The sequence below is a fragment of the Prolixibacter sp. NT017 genome (assembly GCF_009617875.1).
In the GTDB taxonomy this organism is placed as follows: domain Bacteria; phylum Bacteroidota; class Bacteroidia; order Bacteroidales; family Prolixibacteraceae; genus Prolixibacter.
In genome coordinates, this window is sequence record NZ_BLAV01000001.1 from 401,222 (window position 1) to 425,822 (window position 24,601).

The following is a 24,601-nucleotide window of genomic DNA, read 5'->3' on the forward strand; positions in this document are numbered from 1 at the left end:
ATACTTATGACTGAAAATCGATACATAAAAGTTGCGCAATTTTTACGTCTGATCGTATTTGTCATGATTTTTATGCCTTTGGCATCATGGGCGCAGAATACCACGATATCGGGTATTGTTACCGACAGCAAAAGCGAGCCGATTATAGGTGCAACTGTGGCGGTCAAAAATACCACGATAGGAACTATTACCGATTCTAACGGAAAGTATACTATTGAAGCACCTCAAAACGCTACGTTGGTATATAGGTTTCTTGGCTTTATCACAAAAGAAGAAAGCGCTGACGGGCGCTCCACTATCAACGTGACATTGCAGATGGATAAGCAAAATCTTGATGAAGTTGTTGTCGTTGGCTATGGCACGCAAAGGAAGGTCACACTAACAGGAGCTGTAGCCAGTGTAAAAGGGGGAGATTTGCGTAAAACCAAAAATGAAAACCCGGAGAACATGTTGACTGGTAGGATTGCCGGGGTACGTGTTTGGCAAAAAAGCGCCGAGCCCGGTGCCTATAACAGTAATTTCGACATTCGTGGTTTGGGGGCCCCGTTGGTGGTTATCGACGGTGTTCCCCGCACAGTCGGTGAGTTTCAACGTTTGAACCCTAATGATATTGAAGACGTATCTGTCTTGAAAGATGCGTCGGCAGCTATCTACGGTGTACGGGCAGGTAATGGTGTTGTGCTTGTAACGACCAAGAAAGGTTCGAAAGGAGGAAAAGTGAAAGTATCTTATAATGGTTCTTACACCTTGCAGGAACCTTCCGGGATGCCGGTACTTGCAAATCCATTCGAAACCATGACGCTTTATAATGAGAGGTCGATGAATAATATCAACGGGGGTACCATTATTTATACCCAACAGGATTTTGAAGATTTCCGCAATGGTACCCGCCGTGCGGCAGACTGGACCTCTCTGCTGTTTTCCAATTTTTCGCCACAAACGCAACACGATGTAAGCATTAATGGCGGAACGGAAAAAACACAGTACTATGTCAGTATTGGATACATGGATCAGGATGGTTTCTTTAAGTCAGGAGATTTGAACTATCATAAAATGAATTTACGTTCAAATGTCAGCACTGAGATATTAAAAGGGTTGAAATTTAACCTGAACCTGAGCGGTATTGCTGACGAACGTAACAATCCTTATTCCAGTGCAGTTGATATTATCCGCAATTACTGGAGACAAGGGGTACTGTTCCCGGCATATGCAGACCCGGAACAGACCATGCTTAGCTACGAAGGGTTAGACCTGGAGGAAAATACGGTTGCCGAAATGACTTCAGATATTTCAGGATACCGTAAATACGATCAAAAATATTTCCAGTCATCGGCAGCGTTGAATTTCGACTTTGGCACCTTGTCGAATGCGTTGAGAGGATTGTCGGCCAAAGCCTTGTTTAGTTACGACTACCGCATGGACGACAATACTATTTTCCGTAAAGAATATTATCAATATGCATATAACGAATTAACTGATTCGTACGATGCAAAATTGTATAATCCGAGTTCTCCCAACCAACTGAGACGCGAATTTTACAGCAAGCAGCAAACGCTGGGACAATTTATCCTTAACTATAAACGTACTTTCAACGAAGTTCACAAGTTGAGCGGACTTGTCGGCTGGGAAACTCAAAAGCGCACCGGCGATAACTATTATGCACAACGCGACCTGGCTTTTGGGATGGAATACCTTTTCGCAGGTATCGACGAAAATCAGCTTGGGGGTATGCAAAGCGGTTCAAATGATATTTATGAGCTTGCCAACTCAGCTTTGATAGGGCGTTTGAACTATACCTTTGCAGACCGTTACATTGTTGAGGGGCAATTCCGTTATGACGGTTCATCAAAATTTGCCCCGGGACACCAGTGGGGATTTTTCCCTTCAGCATCTGTCGGCTGGCGTGTGTCGGAAGAGCCCTTCTTTAAATCGGTTTCACAACTTGAATTTGTAAATCAGTTGAAGCTGCGCGGTAGCTATGGAGTGCTGGGAGACGATGGAAGTGCAGAGTACGGCTGGGTAAATGGTTATACCTATCCGGCTACCAGTGGCAACGCGGCAAAAGGGTATTACAACCAATATGCTCCAGGCTATATCTTCGGAAACCAATTTGTTTATGGGGTATCGCGGTTGCCGATCCCCAATGAGTCCTATAGTTGGCTGACTTCGCATACATTGGATATTGGTATTGACTTTGAAGGGTGGGACGGACTGTTTGGATTCTCATTCGACTACTTCGATCGTCACCGGAAAGGGATTTTTGCTCGTCGTGGCGCCGATTTGCCGACCGTTGTAGGTGCTACTGCTCCAATTGAGAATTTGGATAGCGACCGTCATTTTGGTATGGACCTGGAATTGACTCACCGAAACAAGATAGGCCATTTTGCTTACAGTGTAAAAGCGATTGCTACAGTTACCCGTCAGAAACATGAGATTGCTTCCGGACAAGGACCTTATGCAAATTCTTATGACGAGTGGCGCCACGATAACCTGACAAACCGTTATCAGGGCGTGCAATTCGGTTATGAATCGGCAGGACGTTTTGAAAACTGGAAAGATATTTGGTCATACGGCCTCTATAAAGAAAGAGACGTTTTGCCAGGTGATTACAAATACCTTGATTGGAACGGTGACGGTGAAATTAACGGATTGGATGAACATCCGTTCGCCTTCGATCAAACACCATGGATGAACTTTAGTTTGAGCTATGAGTGTTCATACAAAAACTTTGATATGAACTTTCTCCTGCAAGGGTCGGCACTTGGTTCAATGGAATATAAGGAACCATTGTATTCCATTTGGGGAAGCAATGGAGGCGGTACCCTGGTACAATATCTGGATCGTTGGCATCCGGTTGATCCACAGGCAGACCCTTACGATCCTGAAACGGAATGGGTAACCGGGTATTATGGCTTCACCGGACACTATCCAATTGGTAACTCAGAATTCAATCGTGTAAGTACAGCGTACTTGCGCTTGAAGAGTATCGAATTTGGCTATACCCTTCCGAGGGTGAATGCATTATCGTCGATGAATATGCGTGTATTTGCCAATGCTTATAACCTGTTTACCATAACGGGGGTGAAATTTGTCGATCCGGAACATCCCGACAACGACCTTGGACGGATGTATCCGCTGAGTAAAACCTATACCGTGGGTGTGTCTTTATCATTTTAATAATTGAATTCAGGACTTATGAATTATAAATCAGATTATAATATGAAAAGGATATTAATACTATCACTGATCGCCTTGATATTCTCTTCTGCTTGCACGAAGTTGGATATTGCACCCAAAAATATCATTAGCGACGATGATCTCCTGACAAATGAATCTGGTATGGAGATTTATATGGCACGGATGTACAGCCATATGCCCTTTGAGGACTTTAAGTACATGGCTCAGTGGGGGATCAATTTTAACTCCTGGTTAGGGGCAATAGGGATTTCCGGAACAGGTGAAGCATTGAACCGGGACGGAATTTGTACAGCTTTTACCGGAGAGAACACTCCGTATTGGGGGCAGGCCTTCACCTTATTGCGAGATGCCAATTATCTGATTGAGAATTTACCTAATTACAAAAGTTCCTACCCGGAAGTGATGTACAACCATTATTTGGGTGAAGCATATTTTGTACGGGCTACCGTGTTTTATGCCATGGCAAGACGTTTTGGAGGAGTACCGCTGGTCACCCATGTAATTCCTTACCCTGCGGAAGAGGATAAATTGGAAGTGCCACGCTCCTCGGAAGAGGAAACCTGGGACCAGGTTCTTGCCGACTTTGATCAGGCAGTTGCTCTGTTGCAGCCGAACAGCCCGAAGACCGGATATGCAAACAAATATGTTGCGTTGTCTTTCAAATCGGAAGCAATGTTGTACGCTGGTAGTGTCGCCAAATACAACGAAACTGTTGCCGGCCGTTTAACCGGTTTTGGACAGAAAACAGGCGTTCGCGTAATTGGTTTTGCTGAAAATTCCTGGCAAGCTGCTTCGAAAAAGTACTTCAGGGAAGCTTATCTAGCTGCTCAGGAAGTGATAAAAAGTGGAAAATATGCGCTTTACATGAAAAAGTGGGCAGCCAACGATCCGGAAGCTCAATATCAGAATATGGTCGACATGTTCAGCGATGAGGACAGCCCGGAAAATATCTATGTAAAAGAATACACTTACCCTACAATGACGCACGGGTTCGACGCGTACAGTGCCCCTTTTATCTTTAAAGCGCCTTTGGCATCAGGAACTTGTCCTACGCTTGATTTTATGGAATTGTATGACGGTTTCGATCGTTATAGTGATGGAACAATCCGGGTAACAGACGGGACATCGAACACGAACGGTAACTACCTGATGTATGATTCGCCATTGGACTTTTTCAAAGATGCTGAACCTCGTCTACGTGCCTATGTGATTTTTCCGGGTGACATGTTTAAAGGTAAGAAAATTGAAATTCGTGCCGGAGTATATACGGGGTCCGAGCCAGTTAAACCTTTATTTAACGATTACTCTTACCAGGCAGCTGAAACACGCTATCAGAATCTGGATGCCTACAAGGGAGACCCAAAAACGTTGTACCTAAGTCCAAGGGAAGGTAACGGTCAGGAGATTGTTGATTACAATGGTACCGAAATGACCGCTGCCGGAGCCAATGGCCCTTTCTATAACAACGGCGAAGGTTGCCTTACCGGATTGTATGACCGTAAGTGGCTGAATCCCGATCCTTCTTTTGAAGCTGGTGAAGGAAAATCCGATCAACATTTCATCCTGATGCGTTATGCCGAAGTATTATTGAATGCTGCTGAGGCTGCGGTGGAGCTTTCATTGGCCGGAGAATCTTCACCTGATGGAGATGACTTGATGCAGGTAGCTACTCATGCGGTTAACAGTATCCGTGAAAGAGCCGGGGCCAGTTTACTTACCGGTAGTATCACTCCCGATGTAGCCGGACGTAACATCGTTCGTAAAGAACGTCGTAAAGAATTGGCTTTAGAGCATAAGACCAAGTGGGACCTGCGTCGCTGGCGGGTTGAACACTACGAAGGACGTGATGGCTTCTGGGGAGAAAAGAGGGACAAGAATCTGTTCAGTAATAATGCCCGGTATCGGTTCCGCGGATTGTATCCGTTTTTCTCTACCGAAAGTGGAAAATACTTCTTCGATGCCCATTTTCAGTGGGTAAGCCTGAAAACATTCGAGTATAATATTGTTGACTACTACTTTGCGATTCCAGGTGGAGAGGTAGCAAAAAGTCCGGTAATCGATCAGCAACCGAATAGATAATGAATTTTGCGATTAAACATAAGACGACACAGGATATGAAAAAAATAGCAATTTATATATTTTCGTTAACGCTGTTTTCGTTCACTTCATGCAGCATGTTTGAACTGGATAACTATGCAGCACCGGCAGAAACTTTGCAAGGAGAAGTTGTAGATGCAGCTACGGGTGAACCAGTGCTTACCGATCAGGGAAGCGAAGGGATCACGGTGCGTTTGACTGAACTTAGTTATGGCGATAATGTGAGCCATAACCCTGATTTTAATTGTATGCCCGACGGGACTTTCCAAAATACAAAACTGTTTAAAGGGACCTACAACGTCAATCTTTTTGGACCTTTTATCCCATTGGTCCGGGAAGACAACCGTGGTGTTCCGTTAGCGGATGAAACACAAACGGTCAATATTGAAGGTGTTACGAAAGTAAAATTCGAAGTTCAACCTTTTCTGAAAGTAGAATGGGTAAGCGAACCGGTTGTAACCAATGGTAAAATTACAGCGAAGGTACGTGTTACAAGGGGCGTTTCGGAGGAAGATTTCCGTTCCAAAATTGAACCAATGGGCGGTTATAGCAATAGCTTCCTGAATGTGACCGATATTCAATTGTTTGTCAGCTATTCCTCGTCGGTAGGATACCGCGCCCGCGACGACCGTTGGTCAAGTAAGATTGAATATTCGGGCTCCGAGTTTAACTCACTATTGGGTGAAACAATTACCATTGAATCCAACGGAACAATTCCTTCCGGTCGGGTTGTATTTGTTCGTGCTGCCGCACGTATCAACTATGATACTCCCAGGGGAAGCGGTACAAGGCGTTGGAACTATAACGCACCAGAGGAAGTTATGATTCCTTAAAATAGAAAGGTCAGAGGTTTAAAGTCATCTTTTTACAAGGTGGCTTTAAACTTTTATACTTTGGTCGATAATCAGCTAAAATTTTATATGAAACATGGCTCGTCCCCCCACGTTGGCTTGGATGAGTTTGGTGTGAATATTCAGGGAACCTAACCCCTTCTCTTCCTTGTGATGAACTGTCAAAAAAATGATTAACAATGAGAAAGCTACTAGTCATCTGTTTTGTTGCGCTTACGGTTCAGCTGTTTGCGCAAACCCATGATTCGGTTAAAACAACCTTTCAGACTTCACGTGAGTGGATGCCTACGATTGATGTAAGAGCCGATGCTGTTATGGTATATGGCGTTGGAGGAAATCCTTCCGACAGGTCGAAACGGGTTTCTTTTGAAGAGCGTCTGAAATCGTGGAGAGACCATGGTTATGTTGCTCATTTTATGACGGGTATCGCCTGGGGCGAATACCAAGACTATTTTACCGGACAGTGGGACGGGAAAATGCACCTGGACGAAGGTCAGGTACAACAGAATGGTGATACCATTTGGCACGGGCACATGGTTCCATATATTGTTCCTTCCGAAAATTATTTGAAGTACCTAAAAGAGAAACATGTCAAAAGAGTAATCGATGCTGGTGTTAAGGCAATTTTCATGGAGGAACCTGAATTCTGGGCCCGTGCGGGCTACAGTGAAGCGTTTAGGCGGGAATGGAAGGCTTTCTATGGATTCGACTGGAGGCCACAGGACAAATCCCCGGAAAACACCTACCTGGCAAACAAGTTGAAATATCATTTGTATTACCGCGCGCTGAATGAGGTGTTTACTTATGCAAAAGAGTATGGGAAAAGTAAAGGAATGGATGTGAAATGTTACGTCCCGACTCATTCGCTGGTGAATTATTCGCAATGGAAAATTGTTAGTCCGGAAGCCAGTTTGGCTTCTTTGCCTTGTGTGGATGGTTACATCGCACAGGTTTGGACTGGTACTTCACGTGAACCCAACTACTTTAACGGAAAAGCAAAAGAGCGGGTATTTGAAACAGCTTTTCTGGAATATGGCTCTATGGTATCGATGACCGCCCCCACACATCGCAAGTTGTTTCTTTTAACTGATCCGGTTGAGGATTGGCCCAGAAACTGGCAGGATTACAAACAGAATTATGAGGCAACATTTACGGCAGAATTGCTGTACCCCACGGTTAATAACTACGAAGTAATGCCTTGGCCGGAAAGAATATATACCCGTCCTTACCGGTTGGCCGGAAGCGACAAGGAGGTGCTGATCCCGAGGTATTATTCAACACAAATGCAGGTGATGATAAATGCATTAAACAAAATGCCTGTTTCAAATCATGCCGTTAGCGGTTCTCAGGGAATCTCTATCCTAATGAGCAATTCACTGATGTTCCAGCAGTTTCCGGAACATGATGGCTATCGAGATCCCCGTTTTTCCAATTTCTACGGACAAACTTTACCCTTGTTAAAGAGAGGAGTGCCGGTCGGAATATCCCACATGGAAAACCTGTCCTACCCGGAAGCACTTAAAAACACCAAGGTGCTTATTATGAGTTACTCTAACATGAAACCAATGTCTGGAGAAGGGCATGAATATTTGACGAACTGGGTTCAAAATGGAGGAGTCTTAATTTATTGTGGTCGGGATGATGATCCGTATCAATCCGTTGAAGAGTGGTGGAATAAGGAGGGGAATAGATACAAAGCGCCGTCTGAAGATTTGTTCGTAAAAATGGGGCTCAATCCTGATCTGCCTGCTGGTCAATATACTGTGGGGAAAGGGGTGGTGTATGTCATCAGGGAAGACCCTAAAGAATTTGTTCTGAAAAAAGGGGGAGATGCGTCATTCATCCATATTGTTAAGAATGCGTATGAAAAATCTGCCCATGCAGGTAAATTGGTGTTTAAAAATAGTTTCTACCTGGAACGTGGATCTTATGATATTGTCTCTGTGGTGGATGAGGGAGTAGACTCCAAACCTTTTACAATACATGGAGCTTTTATCGACCTATATGATCCCAAGCTACCGGTTTTAAGTGTGAAAACAGTTCAACCCGGTAGGGAAGCTCTGCTTTTTGATCTCCACCGGGTGAAAAGCAAGAAGAAGCCACAGGTCTTAGCTGCCGCCGCGCGGGTTTATGACGAAACGAGGAAAAGGAAACAATACTCGTTTTTAGTGAAAAGTCCACTGAAAACAACCAACAGTATGCGGATTCTTTTACCCAAAAAACCCAGGAAAGTTCAGGCGCAGGATGCAGGAGGAAATGAGCTTCCGAATGTTCAGACTTCATGGGATAATCAATCCCACACATACTGGATGGGGTTTGAAAACAGCCCCGACGGTATTACAGTGAAGATCGAATGGTAAACCTCGTTGATGAATGTAAAATTCAAAAAATATTTTTCAGATTAAATGATAAAACATAACTTTACGGCTAACACAACATAGCGTCTCTAATATTCGAAATATTTTCCTGATGAATATTAGAATGGGTTTCGCGGGCCCGGAGATACCGATACTATCGCTTTTAGCAGAAAGACTGAATTTAAAGTCGGAATGTTTGCGCTGATAAATTCTTTGATTAGTGTCGTACGCTTGTTGTTAATCCTCTATTGTTCCCCAAAACGAAATTTGATATCTGACAGACGTGAATCTTCTGCTTCGGCTTTTGAGGTTGTCATCTGAATGAGAAATGGTTCTTAGTGCTCCACGCAGCATCTGAATGATATTGTGCTCAGATTAACTATGATTGTCGGTTTTTCCGATAAGGAGAAACGTAGGATGCTTTAATACTTAAGGTGTTGCAGTAGAGAAAAACGAGGAGATGATTTTTCTGAAGATGGCATTGTAGATATAGAAATGTGAAGAATTAGAGACTTAATACGTAAACCAAACAAAATGATGAGAACACTGAATTTGTACCTGTTCACAGGAATACTGTTTCTTCTTTTTTCCTGTACGCAGTCGCATGTAAAGCGAAGTGAGACCGATGCTGTTTCCTTCCGTGCTCCGGCATACCCGCTGATTACTGTTGATCCTTATACCAGTGCATGGAGTGAAACAGACACCTTGTTTAATAGTCCTGTGAAACATTGGACGGGGAAGATACATTCACTGATTGGCGCTATTCGGGTCGATGGGAAAGTTTATCGTTTTATGGGCAGGGAAAATATCCCGTTGAAAACGCTGGTTCCTATGGCTAACGAAGAAGCCTGGAAAGGAAGATACACCACCAAAACACCCGAAAAAAACTGGGAGACATCCGGTTTTAACGACCACAGCTGGGAAAGGGGGAAAGCTGCTTTTGGTACCTCCGGAATGAAAGCCATTGGCACCGAATGGAACACCAAAGAAATCTGGGTAAGACGCGAGTTCTCCACTCCAAAAACGGCAGCAGATGCAAACCTCTATTTGATTTATTCACACGATGATGATTTTCAACTTTACCTGAACGGAAAAGAAATCGTCAATACGGGGCATTCGGCAAAAAATGATGTCGTGTTAAAAATAGATCCGAAACTGTTGAATAAGGACGGTAAAAATATCCTGGCCGGACATTGTACGAATACCGGCGGACTGGCTTATGTCGATTTCGGGCTCTACACCGATGGTGACCAAAAAGAAGTTTTTGCCGGGACCGCAACACAAAACAGTGTTTCGCTTTCCGCGACACAAACGCACTACAGCTTCACTGCCGGCCCGGTTAATCTGGATATTCAGTTTGTAGCACCGCTTTTACCAAACGACCTGGATCTGCTTTCACGCCCGATCGACTATATCAACTACCAGGTGACTTCGAACGATAGAGCCAAACATAATGTTCAGCTTTACTTTGAAATTACGCCGCAGTGGGCAGTGAATGATGTAAGTCAGGAAGTTCAGGTCAGCAAAGGTGAAACCGGTAACATTGAATATGTAAAAGCCGGAACCACTGAACAGCCGATCCTGGAAAAGAAAGGCGATAATGTGCGCATCGATTGGGGCTATGTCTATCTGGCTGCCGGTAAAAGTGAGAACAGCTCTGTTGCACTTGGAAACTATTTTGATACCAAAACAGCTTTTGCCGAAAACGGGAAAGTGCCTTCCGGACCAAACGAACTAACAGCAAAAATGACCCGGTCGATGCCGGCCATGGCTTGTGTGGAAAACCTGGGGCAGGTTTCCCAAAAAACTTCGGATGGTTATGTAATGATCGGTTATAACGATATCGAATCAATCCAGTATTTTGGTACTAATCTGAAGGCCTGGTGGACGCACAAGGGGACAATCACTTTCGACGATGCTTTGCAGTCTGCCGAAAAAGAACACGACTCAGTGATTGAACGTTGTGAGCAGTTTGATAATAAGCTTAGGAAGGAAACTCTTGCTGCCGGCGGAAAGAAATATGCTGATTTGTGCGTATTGGCTTACCGGCAGTCGATTGCTGCTCACAAACTGGTGAAAGATCCGAATGGAAACATTCTTTTCCTGTCGAAAGAGAATTTCAGTAACGGTTCGATCGGGACGGTTGACGTCACTTACCCCTCTGCTCCCTTGTTCCTGTATTATAATCCGGAATTGTTGAAGGGCATGCTGAACCCGATATTCTATTATTCGGAAAGCGGTAAATGGACCAAACCGTTTGCGGCACACGATGTGGGTACTTATCCGAAAGCCAACGGACAGACTTATGGAGGAGATATGCCGGTGGAAGAATGTGGCAACATGATTATCCTGACAACAGCCATTGCCAGGATGGAAGGGAATGCCGGTTATGCTGCTAAGCACTGGAAAGTGCTGACGATCTGGGCTAATTATCTGCTTGCAAACGGACTGGATCCGGAAAACCAGTTATGTACCGACGATTTTGCCGGACATTTTGCGCACAACACGAACCTGTCGATTAAAGCCATCATGGGAATAGAAGGATACGGTAAACTGGCTGAGATGCTGGGCAAGACCGATATTGCCCAAAAGTACACATCAGCTGCTAAAGAGATGGCCCAAAGATGGCAAACGATGGCTAATGATGGCGACCATTACCGGCTGACGTTTGACAAGCCCGGAACCTGGAGTCAGAAATATAATTTAGTATGGGACAAGTTGCTCGAGTTTAATATTTTCCCAAGGGAAGTAGCGAAGAAGGAAATTGCCTACTACCTGACCAAACAGAACCAGTACGGTTTGCCGCTTGACAACCGGAAAACCTATACCAAAGCCGACTGGATTGTCTGGACAGCAACACTGGCTGATAACCAGGCCGATTTTGAACAATTCATAGACCGCCTGCACCGCTTCGTGACGGAAACTCCCGACCGGGTTCCGATGACCGACTGGTACGAAACGACCAATGCCAAACAGGTAGGCTTTCAGGCACGTTCGGTTGTGGGCGGGTATTTTATTAAAATGCTGGAAAAAGAACCACCAAAGTAATCTATCGCATAGATTTTGCGAAATATCTAATATCCTATATCCTAATTAAAATCAGAGAGTAAACCAAACATCCCCGCCGGAAATGGCAGTCCGGCGGGGCTTTACTCCTGTTTAAAATCAATCAAAAATTAACGAACTAATGAAAATCAGGTTAAGTATGTTTTTGGCGGGAGTTCTGTTTTCCGTCTTTGGCTATGCCCAGCCTCTGCAAAGAAGGGCACCATATGACATTAATAAGGACAAAGTGTTGTATACCATTGGTTATGCACATCTGGATACTGAATGGAACTGGGATTATCCGGAGACCATTAATGAATATATCCGAAATATAATGACGGAAAATTTTCATCTGTTTGAGCGGTACCCGGATTATGTTTTCAATTTTACAGGCTCCCGGCGCTACGAAATGATGAAGGAGTATTATCCTAAGCTTTATGAAAAGGTTCGGAGCTACATTCACCAGGGGCGTTGGTATGTTTCGGGTTCGTCGGTAGATGAAGGTGAGGTAAATATCTCTTCTTCCGAATCACTGATTCGGCAGGTACTATACGGGAATAACTACTTCCGTAAAGAGTTTGGAGAGGAGAGTGTAGACTATATGTTGCCTGACTGTTTTGGATTTGTGGCTAATCTACCCAGCGTTTTGCATCACTGTGGTTTACTTGGTTTTTCAACACAAAAATTGACCTGGCACTCAGCAGCCGGTATTCCTTTTAACGTGGGTGTCTGGAACGGTCCTGATGACAAAGGGGTTGTTGCAGCGTTAAACGCTACCAGCTACAATGGTCACGTTGTTTCGCGGCTGGATCGGGACAGCAGTTGGAATGCCCGGTTGAACAAGGATAAAGAAGATTACGATATTTCGTTTGATTATCGCTATTACGGTGTAGGAGATCAAGGAGGAGCCCCGAGGGAGCGTGATGTGAAAAATGCCGTTGGCAGCTTGAACCAAACCGACAGTAAACTTCAGGTAGTGCTGACCTCTTCAGACCAGATGTACAAAGATATTACTCCTGAAATCCGAAGGAAATTACCCCGTTACAAGGGAGATCTCTTATTGACAGAACACAGTTCAGGGTCGTTAACCTCTCAGGCCTATGTGAAACGGATGAACCGAAAAAATGAGGTACTCGCCAGGGCTGCTGAGCCTTTGGCAGCAGTGGCAGATCATGCTCGTTTAGCCCATTATCCTTTCAGAAAACTAAATGCCTCATGGGAATTAGTGTTGGGAAGTCAGTTTCACGATATTCTTCCCGGAACCTCCATCCCAAAAGCTTACGAATACGCCTGGAACGATGAATTTATTGCTGCTAATGGTTTTGCAAGCGTATTAAAAAATTCGATTGAAGAACTGAGCAACCGAATGAATACGGAAGTGAAAGGTCGTTCGGTCGTTGTATACAATCCGGTTGCCCACAGCCGGGAAGATGTTGTTATGGCTAGTTTGACCTACGAAAAGATGCCGGCAAATGTGCAGGTATTCGATCGAAGAGGAAAAGCAGTTCCTACACAGATAGAGAGTCGGGAAGGGCATGTAATGAAGATTTTGTTTCTGGCAAAAGTTCCTTCGGTAGGATTGGCTGTTTTCGATATTCGGGAAGCTAAAAAAACGGAGAATGTTTCTCACAAGCTGAAGGCAACTGAGCGCACGCTGGAAAATGCGTATTACAAGGTAACGCTGGGAGATAATGGCGATGTCGCTAGTATTTTTGACAAAAAAGCCCGGAAAGAGTTGTTGGCATCTCCAGCCCGTTTGGAGTTCCTGCACGAAGCTCCTGCCGAATGGCCTTCCTGGAATATGGACTGGAAAGATCGGCAGAAATCACCGGTAGGCTATATGGATAAATCCGCGACTGTGAGAGTTGTTGAGAACGGACCTGTTCGTGTGGCTGTTGAAGTGACCCGTAAAGGACGTAATTCTTCCATCAGCCAGGTTATTAGTCTTTCTTCAGGAGAAGCGGGAAAGCGTGTGGAGGTCTCGAATACAGCTGACTGGCAATCGAAGGGAGTGAGCCTAAAAGCTGCTTTCCCTTTAACGGTCAGTAATCCGGAAGCTACCTACAACCTTGGGTTGGGAACGATTATGAGGGGTAATAACGATCACCTGAAATATGAAGTCCCGTCTAAGAAATGGTTTGACCTGACTGATAAAAGTGGCGATTATGGTGTAACAATACTGGAAGATTGTAAATATGGCTCAGACAAGCCTTCGGATAACACCCTTCGTTTAACCCTGCTGTTCACTCCGGAGGTCAATTCCCGGTGGAATTGGTGCCGTTATCAGGATACTCAGGATTGGGGAGTGCAGAAGTTTCGTTATGGTCTTTACGGACACAAAGGTGGCTGGCAACAAGGTCAGTCCGCCTGGCAGGGGAAATACTTTAATCAACCTCTGATGGCTTTTGAAGTACCCAGGCATAATGGGGCATGGAGCAAATATGTATCATTTCTTTCTTTGAGCACTCCGCAAGCCGGGGTTATGGCTTTTAAAAAGATGGAACACGGCGATTACTACCTGATTCGGTTGAATGAATTATCTGGTAAGGAGATGAAAAACGCTCAGGTTTTATTTCATGGAAAAATTGCGGATGCTTATGAGGTGGACGGTCAGGAACGCAAAGTTGGTCCGGCTACGTTTTCAGGGAATCGGTTGGATTTTTCTTTGACTCACGATGCGGTTCGGAGTTACGCAGTCAAATTGGTGTCGGATGGTATGTCTGGTTCAGTCAGACAGGTTCAACTAGAGCTGCCTTATAACCAGGATGTGATGAGTTTTGATGATAACCGGGACGATGGCAATTTTGCCTGGAGATCAAGTCTGCCAGCAGAAATGGTTCCTGGCGTTATCAATAGTAAAGGAATTCAGTTTCGTACAGCGAGTAAAGATGATGGCATGAATAACGCTGTTAGTTGTAAAGGTCAAGAAATCAAACTCCCGGGGGGACAGTTTGACCGAGTTTGTATACTTGCTGCAGCAACACAGGATACACGTGGAAATTTCATGGTTGGAGGTGAAGTTCATTCGCTGAATATTCAGGGATGGTCTGGTTACATAGGCCAGTTTTATCATCGAAACTTTGCCGACGATGGACACACGGTTAAATCGATAGACGGCCCGTACGTGAAGCGAGATGATATCGCGTGGTTTGCTTCACATCGTCATCAGGCTTATCCGTCAAAGAATCTCGCCTACCAATACTGTTATCTGTATCAATACGAATTAAAGGTACCTGCTGGCATCCGGAGTATCAAGTTACCAAATAATGATAAAATCAAGGTGCTGGCAATAACAGCAGTTGATGGTTCAGGAGGTACAGCAAAACCATTACATCCTTTATATGATGATTTTCACGACGCAAGAGCCGTGACAATTCGCTAGGGTATAACCGTTGAAATGAACCTGAATTCCGGGTATGAGGTGAAGTAGAAATATTCTTTTTGACTTTGTATCCGGAATTGAGGTCCAGGGTACATTATGTCTCAGACCAATCAGGTTTTTAGTTTCCCGGAACTTCAAGCGAATATCGATTCTGATAAAAGCATAAAGCACGTAAAAAAGAATTTAGAATACTATGAAAAGATATGCTATTGGCGCTGATATTGGTGGCAGCCATATCAGTTGCGCCCTGGTAGACATGGTTAAAGGGTGTATTGTTGAATCAAGTCGGGCGGAACGGAAGATCGATAATCAGTCTTCAGCCAATAATATTCTGAATGGGTGGGAAGAAGCCTTGAAACAGGCTATTACCGGGGTTGATCCGGACAGCTTGTCTGGAATTGGTTTTGCCATGCCTGGTCCGTTTGCTTATGACAAAGGGATTGCCCTATTCGAAAAAGTAGCCAAGTTTGAAAGTCTTTATGGGGTTAATGTACAACAGGAACTAGCTACCCGTTTGGAATTGTCGACAGAAGCTTCCCTGCGGTTTATGAATGATGCCTCTGCATTTGCGGTAGGCGAAGCCTGGCAGGGGCAAGCCATGGGAACGACGAAAAGTGTTTCGATCACGCTTGGAACTGGTTTTGGCTCGGCCTTCGTATTGGACGGTGTTCCGGTCGTGGAAGGTGATGGAGTTCCGGAGATGGGCTGTGTATGGCATCTTCCCTTCATGGAAGGTATTGCCGATGATTACTTTTCTACCCGTTGGTTCGTTGCCCGTTGGGCTGATATCTCCGGGGAAATAATTGCTGGTGTGAAAGACGTCGCAGAGCAGGCAATTCTTGGACAGCTCGAAGCGAGAGAGCTGTTTATGGAGTTTGGTTCCAATCTGGGTGTTTTTTTAGGACCATGGCTGAAAGATTTTGAAGCCGAAACCCTGGTTATTGGTGGTAATGTCATGGGAGCCTGGTCACTCTTTGGACCGGCCTTTAAAGCAGAACTATCGTCACTTAAGGTCGAAACCCGTGTAGTCTCTTCAGGACTTAGGGAAGATGCAGCTATTATCGGGAGTGCTCGCATGCTTGATTCAGTCTATTGGCGGCACATTGAGCCGGTACTATCAAAAATGTGAATTCTCGGATCATCTACTTAATAAAACGACAAATGCAAACACAAAAAAACAAATATGTACATGTATTGCCGGTACTGTTCGGCTTCTTTGTGATGGGCTTCTGTGACGTGGTTGGTATTACCTCTGCGCACGTGAAAGTGGATCTGCTGAGTGATTACAGTCCCGACTTCCGGGATACTTTGTCGAACCTGATTCCGGTAGCTTTGTTTTCAATGTTTCTCATATTTTCGGTTCCCACCGGGATTTTGATGAATAAAATTGGGCGGAAGAAAACTGTGGTTCTCAGTAATGTTTTGACAATCGTAGCTATGTTTTTGCCTTTGATTGACTATACTTTCGTGGTGTCGTTGACAGCATTCGCTTTGCTGGGAATAGCCAATACCATATTGCAGGTATCGTTGAATCCTTTGTTGACCAACGTTGTAAAAGGAGATAAGCTGACCAGTAGCCTGACAGCAGGTCAGTTTGTGAAAGCTACTTCTTCATTCAGTGCACCTTTTATCGCAGCTTTCGCTGCTACTGCCCTGGGAAGCTGGCGGTATATCTTCCCAATTTATGCTGTTATTACCCTTTTGTCTACGATTTGGTTGTTGGCTACTCCCATAAAAGAATCTTCGGTGGAGGAACAAGTGAATACTTTTGGCAGTGTGATGGGAATTTTGAAAGATCGGACCATTCTCTTGCTTTTTCTGGGAATTCTGTTTGTGGTAGGTGTTGACGTTGGTATCAATACGGCTTCCTCTAAAATATTGATGGAGCGTGGTGGTCTGTCAGCTATCAACGCGGGGTACGGACCGAGCGTTTACTTTGCCTTTCGTACGATGGGAACTTTCCTGGGAACATTCCTGCTGGCGCACTATTCCTCAGAGAAGTTTTTTAAGTGGAATATCATCATAGCGGCACTGGCATTATTTATGCTGATTTTTGCCGGAAATGAGGTGCTGATCTTTGGTCTCTTTGCTGTGGTGGGGTTTACGATTGCCAATATTTTTCCAATCATATTTGGAATGGCTATCCAATCGCGTCCCGATAAAGCCAACGAGATTTCGGGGTTGATGATTACCGGAGTGTTTGGCGGAGCTGTCATTCCTTTTTTCATGGGGTTGTTGTCCGATGCGCTTGGCTCACAGGTAGGAGCTGTTCTTGTCATATTGCTCAGTGCACTCTACCTGGTATACATAGCTTTTGCTGTACACCGAAAGGTCTCGGGGGTGTAGATGTTTAAATTAGAAGGGAACTTCATTGATACTTTAAAGGCAATGGAGGGCCCTTTTATTTTATTCTGTATTCCATTCGACTGGGAAAGACTGAAAAAATAAGCCAGTCAGATGGGATAGCGGAAGAGCGGGCGTATGCGGATTGGTGGAAATTTAGTTTGTCCAATGGAAAGGCCTAATCGGAAGTAGTTTGAAAGCCTTTTTTCAGCGAATGAACAATTCATAAAACAGCAAGGCGATTATACCGTAGTTCTCCAGGTTTTCTTTCAGAAAACGACGGGCTTTGGTAATGTGGCGTTCAACCGTTTTTATCGAAATATCCAGTTCTTCTGCAATTGCTTTGTTGGTATATCCTTTTTCCTTACTAAGAATGTAGACCTTTTTTTGTTGCTCTGGTAGTTGGGTAATTAAGCCACTTACCTTTTCGGACAACAATGCATAATCTACCTGAGTCTCTGTGTCAGAATGATTGTCTATGACCAAGTATCTTAGATGATCGAGGTACTCCTTTTCGGTTATTTTCTTTCGAAATGCTGATACAATGATATTTTTGGTTACCGTAAAAAGAAAAGCTTCGAATTGGGTGCTTTCTGCTAAATTTTTTCGGTTATTCCAGAGACGAATGAACACCTCCTGGACAATGTCTCTGGCTTCAGCATCTGATTTCAGGTACCCGAGTGCGAAACGATAAAGTTTGCTGCTGTACCGGTCATATAATTCGTTAATCGCGATCTTCTCACCAGCCTTAAAACGTTTTATTAATTTAATGTCATCCATGGTTTAGTTGGCTTCAACGAATATGACTGTCGTAAAACTACAAAAAATGTTTTCTTTCCTGTATTTTATCGGTATTAACATTAACCAATAAGAAACAGGAATCTATGAAGACATCCTTGTCTTATTTTTTTTTGACCCTCCTTATATGCACGAAACCATACATTTAGTTATTGTTCTGGCGGAAGTTTACAGAAGAGAATTTTCTTTTGGGGATAAGTATGAATGAATAAATACATAGAAAATAAAAAAAATGTTAAAAATTGGTGGGGGTTTTGTCTGACCTAAGCGTTTAAACATATGTAAAGGGAAATATTGTGAAGAAATTTTTTCAAAAATATCTGGAAAACCGGTGTGAGGAGGATGAGTTTAACCTGTTCGTCGACTTGATTACAAAGCAGGGAAATGAAAATGAATTGTCGACTAACATGCTGGAGGATTGGAACACTATGCCTTTGTATGATGAAGCTCCGGATTTATCAGATACGTTGCATCAGATTCACTATCGGATCAACAGCCAGGAAGTTCCGGTTCCGAGATCCAGAAAGATGATGACTTACCTGGTAAGGGTTGCTGCGGTCTTATTCATTCCTTTGGCAGTAACCTATTTCTTGCAGGTATATAAGGGGAGAAATGTGCCAGCTGTTTATCAGACTGTTTCAACTCCGTTGGCATCGAAGACATCATTTCAGTTACCAGACGGTTCTACGGTATGGTTAAATTCAGGTTCATCTCTTAGATTCCCTGCAAAATTTGTAGGAGGAAAAAGACTCGTTGAATTGACGGGAGAAGCCTATTTCGACGTTGCAAAGAACGGCGATCCCTTTACGGTTAAAACCTCCCGGTTTGATGTGAATGTAATGGGAACGGCTTTTGACGTTATGGCGTACAGGAATGAAATTCCTGTTGTAACGCTGGAGCGGGGTAAAGTCATGTTGGAGACACGCTCAGGGGCTCGTGATTTTCTAACTCCAGGAGAACAGGCACATATTGATACGCTGCAAGAATCGATTACCCTAAGTAAAGTGGATACCCGGATTTTTTCTGCATGGATTCATGATCGACTGATCTTTCAGAATGAACCGTTATCGGCAGTTGTTAAACGTCTGGAACGTTGGTATAATGTAGATATTCACGTGGACGACCCTTCTTTAATGGATCTCCGGTTAACGGCGAATATCGAGTTTGAGTCTATTCGGGAGATTATGGAATTGATGGAAATTACACTTCCAGTCAAATATGCCTACAACAAAGATGCAAGAAAACTAACTATATACAGAAAAAGTACTAATGCCAATAAATAACTAATAAAAGAATTGCCTATGAAGTAAATCCTAACTGGTAATAAATAAACCACGCGGGGAAGTGGTTTGTAAGAAATAGGTGGAAAAGCCGCGAACCTTTCCACCTGTTCGAAAAATAATTGTTGAAAATTATTCATTTAAACATTTCAAACCTATGAAAAAAAAGAGACTGAAGGAAGTCCCTTTAGGATATTTCTTTGTTAAACTTTTAATACGTATGAAACTGAGCTTTTTTATACTGTGCTTGTCGGCTTTCTCAGTTTTAGCCTCCGAAACCTACGCGCAATCAACCAAATTATCCTTGTCCGCCAAGAATGAAACTATTGGACAGGTCTTGAAGAAAATTGAAAATCAAAGTGAATTTCGGTTTTTCTATTCAGATAATATTCAGACGGATAAAAAGGTCACCGTTGACATACGGGATCGGGATATTCAGGATATACTGAGTGAAATTCTGAGTGGGACGGGCATTCAATTCCGGATTATTGGTCGACAGGTTGCCCTGTTTCAAGAGAATGAGGGAGAGCCTAAGATTCCGGTTAATCAGTCAAAAGTAATAACCGGAAAAGTAACGGGTAAAGATGGAGAACCTATTCCCGGGACTACAATTCTTGTTAAAGGGACGACGAATGGAACCATTACAGATGTTGACGGGAATTATACCCTCACGAATGTACCTGATGATGCTGTCCTGGTCTTCTCTTTTGTAGGAATGGAGCCACAGGAAATTTCCGTTGATGGAAAGAGTAGGATAGATGTGGTTATGAGAGATAAATCCACCGGACTGGATGAGGTGGTCGTGGTCGGATATGGTACCCGTCAGAAGAAGAACCTGATCGGAGCAGTCGATCAGGTGAACGCAAAAATACTGGAAGACCGGCCTGTCGGCAATACGATGCAGGCATTGCAGGGGGCAGCTGCGAACCTGACAATTCAGCAGCGAAGCATGAACCCCAATGACAATAGCATGAATATCAATATTCGGGGAATCAGTACCATGAACAACAATGATCCGTTAATTGTGATTGACGGGGTCATTACTGAGATGGAAAGCCTGAATGAGTTAAATCCCAATGATATTGATAATATTTCGGTGTTGAAAGATGCTGGTAGTGCGGCTATTTATGGTTCGAGGTCTTCCAATGGTGTGATATTGGTGACCACCAAGAAAGGGACCAAAGGTGGTAAGCCAGTTGTTCGTTTTAATTCCATGGTCGGAATCCAGTCTCCTGATGTGTTATATGAACCGGTTCCTGGATACCAAAATGCCTTGTTGAAAAACCAGGCTTTAATTAACGGTGGTTCTTCACCAGTGTTTACTCCTGAGCAAATCCGGGATTTTCAAAAGCACGGTGATGGACAGTGGTTTTTGGATGGTATTTTAAAAGATGCGATGCAGCAAAATTACAGTGCCAGTATCTCAGGGGGAACGGAGAACTCGTCCTACATGATTTCAACGGGTTATTTTAATCAGGAAAGTAACTTCGTTGGAAATTTCGGAATTGAGCGCTACAATTTCAGAACAAACCTGGTGAATCAGTATGGAAAGCTAAAAGTAAGCGCTAACATGGCTTACAATCGGACGATGCAAAAGGCTCCTAACGCTGGCGCAGGAACGCTGATTGTAGATGGGGGGCGTATTCCTCCTTATTATACCTATAAGATGAAAGCCGATAATGGTCATTATTTGATAAATGATGTGCTATCGGAGTTCAACCCGCTGGGCTTGCTCGAAGCAGGCGGCTACCAGAAAAAGGACAATGATAATTTCCTGGGGAGTCTGGATGTCGAGTTGGAAGTGGCTAATGGGTTGATAGCGAAAGGGCTGGTGGGATTGGATTTGAGTGCCAATCATCGTTTTATTCGCAGTCTGGAAGTCCCCTTTTATGCAAGTGAAACAGCAACACAACCGAGTTCCTATGCTAATAGTAACCGGAACACGGAAGATTATAATGAAAAGAGATATATACTGAACACACAATTCTTACTTGATTACAACCGAACTTTTAATGAAGTGCATAAGGTAACCGGACTATTGGGGGTCTCGAATGAGTCATATACCCGACAGGCTAATGAAATCAAGAAGAAATATACGGATAGAGATTTGGGACTCCCGGAATCGGACACAGAGATCGATCCCAGCAGCTACAATACGCCGGCTCAAACGCAGGAGCGAAGCATCTATTCTGCATTTGGCCGTGCAGGTTATACTTACAACGACAAATATTATGGCGAGTTTAGTTTTCGTTATGATGGTTCTTCCAAGTTTGCCAAGGATTACCGTTGGGGATTTTTCCCGTCTGTGTCAGCTGGATGGCGATTGTCGGAAGAGGGTTTTATGTCAAGGTATAAGAAGAATGTCGGAGATTTGAAAATTAGAGGCTCCTACGGTATTTTGGGAAATCAAAATGTCGATGACTATGCCTATTTCACTACTTATACCGTTTATACCAATATATATGGTTTTAATAATCATGCAGTATCCGGTACAGGTTTTGACTTTGGAAACAGCGAACTGCAATGGGAACAATCGGCTAATTTCAACATCGGTGCCGATGCGACATTCTTCAACAACCAGTTTTATGTATCACTCGATTACTTCAATAAAGTCACATCTCAAATCCTTCTGACCCCTGTTGTTCCAACTGTTTTTGGAGGTGCAGTTGCTAAGGAAAATGCAGGAGAAATGAAAAATGAGGGCTGGGAAGCTACGTTGAGTTATCATGTAAAAACAGGAAAATTTGTACATGATATTAAATTGAATGTGGCTGACACAAAGAATACCGTCACGGATTTTGGAGGAAATGAACAGATTAACTCCAGTGATCAGATGCAGAAGATCATTCGTGAAGGAGCAGCCTTGGGCTCATACTATGGCTACAAAACCGATGGATATTTCCAGAGCTACGAGGAGATAAATAACAGCGCACTTCCGATTGGAGCAACCGTGCAACCAGGAGATGTAAAATATAAAGATCTGAATAATGATGGAGTGATTGATGATAAGGACCGAACGATTATTGGTAATGCATTTCCCCGGTATACGTTTGGCCTGACTTATAATTTAACCTGGAATGGTTTCGACCTGAATATGCTGTTCCAGGGAGTTGGGAAACGTGAAATGTTTCTCCGTGGCGAATTGGTGGAACCTTTCCATGCAAATTACTCCTATGTGATGTATAAACACCAACTGGATTTCTGGACCCCCGTCAATCCCGACGCCAGATGGCCGAGACTGGCTTCCTCTGGTTCGGCATCTAATACCAATAATTTTGGTAAAGCTTCTGATCTCTACATCTTTAATGCTTCTTATATTCGTTTGAAGAACATTCAATTGGGGTATACTCTTCCCAAGAGAATAACGACTAAAGTGGGTATTCAAAAGTTGCGTTTTACCCTGAATGCTCAGAACCTGTTAACCCTGGCTAATGTCTCATTTATCGATCCGGAATCGACGGAATTCGGAAGCAATATGGGAGGAACCGGTGGTACCGGAGCTAACAGTGGACGTAATTATCCAACACTGCGCTATTACGGATTTGGTGTTGATGTGCAATTCTAAAATGAAACATGATGAAAAAGACTTTCTTTAAATATTGTACAGGTCTTGCAGGTTTGCTCATCGTATTGCTGACATCCTGCAATGATCTGAATCTCGCTCCAACGAATAAATTTACTGAGGAAAACTACTGGACTTCCGCCGAGAAGGCCAACATGGTGCTGAGTATGGCGTACAACCAAATGTACAGTAGTGGTTATTTCTTTTCTACAGAGGCTTTGTCCGATAATATCTATGAAGGACGTGGTACACCCGATGAAAAATTAATCTCTTCGGGTCAGGCCGATGCATCCAATAATCGTTTCGCTAACGAGTGGAGGGATTGTTATGCTGGAATAAAAACCTGCCACACTTTCCTCGAGAATGTGGATCGTGTACCGGAAATGGATGAGGCACTAAAAACGAGGATGAAGGCGGAAGCCCGGTTTATCAGAGCGTATCTGTTTTTTCGTTTAACAACCTGGTTTGGCGATGTTCCGTTGTTTGATCATGATCTGTCATTATCTGAGTCGAAAACCATTGAAAGAACTTCGCATGAAGAAGTGTTGGCTTTCGTGAGAAAAGAACTGGATGAGATCATTCCCGAGCTGCCCACACGTGAGGAGTATTCAACTGACGATGCGGGACGTATCACATCGGGGGCTGCTGTAGCCTTAAAGGCGAGGACTTACCTTTATAGTAATGATTGGGAAAATGTGGCCGCTACCTGTGAAGAGTTGATCAATTCTGACGATTATGGCCATTATGCATTGTTCCCGTCTTATGAAGGACTTTTCCTTCCCGAGAATGAGAATAATGAAGAGGTCATCCTGGACGTGGAGTATGTGCCGGAATTGAGAACCTGGAGCGAATTTTACGATTATGCGCCGCAGTCTGTAGGTGCCAGAGTGAATGCAATGGCTCCCACGCAGGAGCTTGTAGACAGTTATCTGACATTGAATGGACGAACAATCGACGACCCGAATTCCGGATATTCAGAAGATAATCCTTATGTCAACCGGGATCCAAGACTTACAGCCACCGTGGTTTATGATGGTTATCAGTGGAAGAAGCCTGATGGTACAACTAAGACTATTTATATAAAACCGGGTAGTGCTCCGGACGAGACATCAGCAGTAGATGAGTATAAGGGACAAGGAACAAATGCTACTTCTACCGGGTATTATTTGCGAAAATATTATGACCCGACATCTACTACGACTTTTGCTTCAGGACTCAATCTGATTCTTATTCGGTATGCTGACGTTTTGTTGATGTATGCGGAGGCAAAGAATGAATTGGGTGAAATGAATCAAAGTGTATGGGACGAAACAATTCAAAAAATCCGTGAGCGGGCTGGTTTTTCCGATGCATATGCTCTGAACTTTAACAGTGCCTGGTCCACAGCAGAGCTTCGTGGTATTATTCGTAATGAACGCCGGTCTGAATTGGCGGTCGAAGGGCTACGCATCTTTGACATCCGTCGCTGGAAGACCGCAGAGAATGTGCTGAATGGTTATCCGCACGGTGCCCGTTTTGGGGATCCGGGAATTGACGATGGATATATCCGGTTGGATAAACGCTCCTTTAATCCGGAACGTGATTATCTATGGGCAGTACCGCAGTCGCAAAAAGACTTGAATCCTTCTCTGGGACAGAATTCTGGCTATTGATTTGAAATATGAAAAGTAAAAACAAAAACCTAATAT

General features: G+C 43.8%; 12 protein-coding genes. 11 read left to right on the forward strand and 1 reads right to left on the reverse strand.

What is annotated here, in order from left to right; translation table 11 throughout:
* Positions 1-6 precede the first annotated feature (6 nt).
* From GJU87_RS01695 to GJU87_RS01730, 8 genes are all read left to right on the forward strand, one after another.
* Positions 7-3,177, forward strand: coding sequence for a TonB-dependent receptor (locus tag GJU87_RS01695; RefSeq protein ID WP_153637926.1), 3,171 nt, complete (start codon positions 7-9; stop codon positions 3,175-3,177).
* A 42-nt stretch (positions 3,178-3,219) separates the two neighbouring features.
* A complete protein-coding gene (locus GJU87_RS01700; RefSeq protein WP_153637927.1) occupies positions 3,220-5,277 on the forward strand; it encodes a RagB/SusD family nutrient uptake outer membrane protein in 2,058 nt (685 codons plus the stop codon).
* Between the two features lie 35 nt (positions 5,278-5,312).
* Positions 5,313-6,128, forward strand: coding sequence for a DUF3823 domain-containing protein (locus tag GJU87_RS01705; RefSeq protein WP_153637928.1), 816 nt, complete (start codon positions 5,313-5,315; stop codon positions 6,126-6,128).
* A 197-nt stretch (positions 6,129-6,325) separates the two neighbouring features.
* Complete coding sequence (locus GJU87_RS01710) at positions 6,326-8,506, forward strand: hypothetical protein (RefSeq protein ID WP_153637929.1); 2,181 nt, start codon at positions 6,326-6,328, stop codon at positions 8,504-8,506.
* A 531-nt stretch (positions 8,507-9,037) separates the two neighbouring features.
* Positions 9,038-11,551 (forward strand): glutaminase family protein, encoded by a 2,514-nt coding sequence (locus GJU87_RS01715; protein WP_228491809.1) that lies wholly within the window; start codon positions 9,038-9,040, stop codon positions 11,549-11,551.
* Positions 11,552-11,690: 139 nt separating this feature from the next.
* On the forward strand, positions 11,691-14,930 hold the full coding sequence (locus GJU87_RS01720) for a glycoside hydrolase family 38 C-terminal domain-containing protein (protein ID WP_153637930.1): 3,240 nt from the start codon (positions 11,691-11,693) through the stop codon (positions 14,928-14,930).
* Between the two features lie 193 nt (positions 14,931-15,123).
* Positions 15,124-16,059, forward strand: coding sequence for an ROK family protein (locus GJU87_RS01725; protein ID WP_153637931.1), 936 nt, complete (start codon positions 15,124-15,126; stop codon positions 16,057-16,059).
* 32 nt (positions 16,060-16,091) lie between these two features.
* Positions 16,092-17,276, forward strand: a complete 1,185-nt coding sequence (locus GJU87_RS01730) for a sugar MFS transporter (RefSeq protein WP_153637932.1) — start codon at positions 16,092-16,094, stop codon at positions 17,274-17,276.
* 204 nt (positions 17,277-17,480) lie between these two features.
* On the opposite strand, the gene GJU87_RS01735 is transcribed toward GJU87_RS01730, so the two are convergent.
* Complete coding sequence (locus tag GJU87_RS01735) at positions 17,481-18,053, reverse strand: RNA polymerase sigma factor (RefSeq protein WP_153637933.1); 573 nt, start codon at positions 18,051-18,053, stop codon at positions 17,481-17,483.
* A 314-nt stretch (positions 18,054-18,367) separates the two neighbouring features.
* On the opposite strand from GJU87_RS01735, the gene GJU87_RS01740 reads away from it, so the two are divergent.
* From GJU87_RS01740 to GJU87_RS01750, 3 genes are all read left to right on the forward strand, one after another.
* Complete coding sequence (locus GJU87_RS01740; protein WP_153637934.1) at positions 18,368-19,354, forward strand: FecR family protein; 987 nt, start codon at positions 18,368-18,370, stop codon at positions 19,352-19,354.
* 334 nt (positions 19,355-19,688) lie between these two features.
* A complete protein-coding gene (locus tag GJU87_RS01745) occupies positions 19,689-22,916 on the forward strand; it encodes a TonB-dependent receptor (RefSeq protein WP_228491810.1) in 3,228 nt (1,075 codons plus the stop codon).
* Positions 22,917-22,924: 8 nt separating this feature from the next.
* Positions 22,925-24,565 (forward strand): RagB/SusD family nutrient uptake outer membrane protein, encoded by a 1,641-nt coding sequence (locus tag GJU87_RS01750; protein ID WP_228491811.1) that lies wholly within the window; start codon positions 22,925-22,927, stop codon positions 24,563-24,565.
* The last annotated feature ends 36 nt before the right edge of the window (positions 24,566-24,601 follow it).

Coding starts and splice junctions, on each gene's coding strand:
- GJU87_RS01695 (WP_153637926.1), top strand. CDS start 7: ATGACTGAAAATCGATACATAAAAGTTGCGCAATTTTTACGTCTGATC.
- GJU87_RS01700 (WP_153637927.1), top strand. CDS start 3,220: ATGAAAAGGATATTAATACTATCACTGATCGCCTTGATATTCTCTTCT.
- GJU87_RS01705 (WP_153637928.1), top strand. CDS start 5,313: ATGAAAAAAATAGCAATTTATATATTTTCGTTAACGCTGTTTTCGTTC.
- GJU87_RS01710 (WP_153637929.1), top strand. CDS start 6,326: ATGAGAAAGCTACTAGTCATCTGTTTTGTTGCGCTTACGGTTCAGCTG.
- GJU87_RS01715 (WP_228491809.1), top strand. CDS start 9,038: ATGATGAGAACACTGAATTTGTACCTGTTCACAGGAATACTGTTTCTT.
- GJU87_RS01720 (WP_153637930.1), top strand. CDS start 11,691: ATGAAAATCAGGTTAAGTATGTTTTTGGCGGGAGTTCTGTTTTCCGTC.
- GJU87_RS01725 (WP_153637931.1), top strand. CDS start 15,124: ATGAAAAGATATGCTATTGGCGCTGATATTGGTGGCAGCCATATCAGT.
- GJU87_RS01730 (WP_153637932.1), top strand. CDS start 16,092: ATGCAAACACAAAAAAACAAATATGTACATGTATTGCCGGTACTGTTC.
- GJU87_RS01735 (WP_153637933.1), bottom strand. CDS start 18,053: ATGGATGACATTAAATTAATAAAACGTTTTAAGGCTGGTGAGAAGATC.
- GJU87_RS01750 (WP_228491811.1), top strand. CDS start 22,925: ATGATGAAAAAGACTTTCTTTAAATATTGTACAGGTCTTGCAGGTTTG.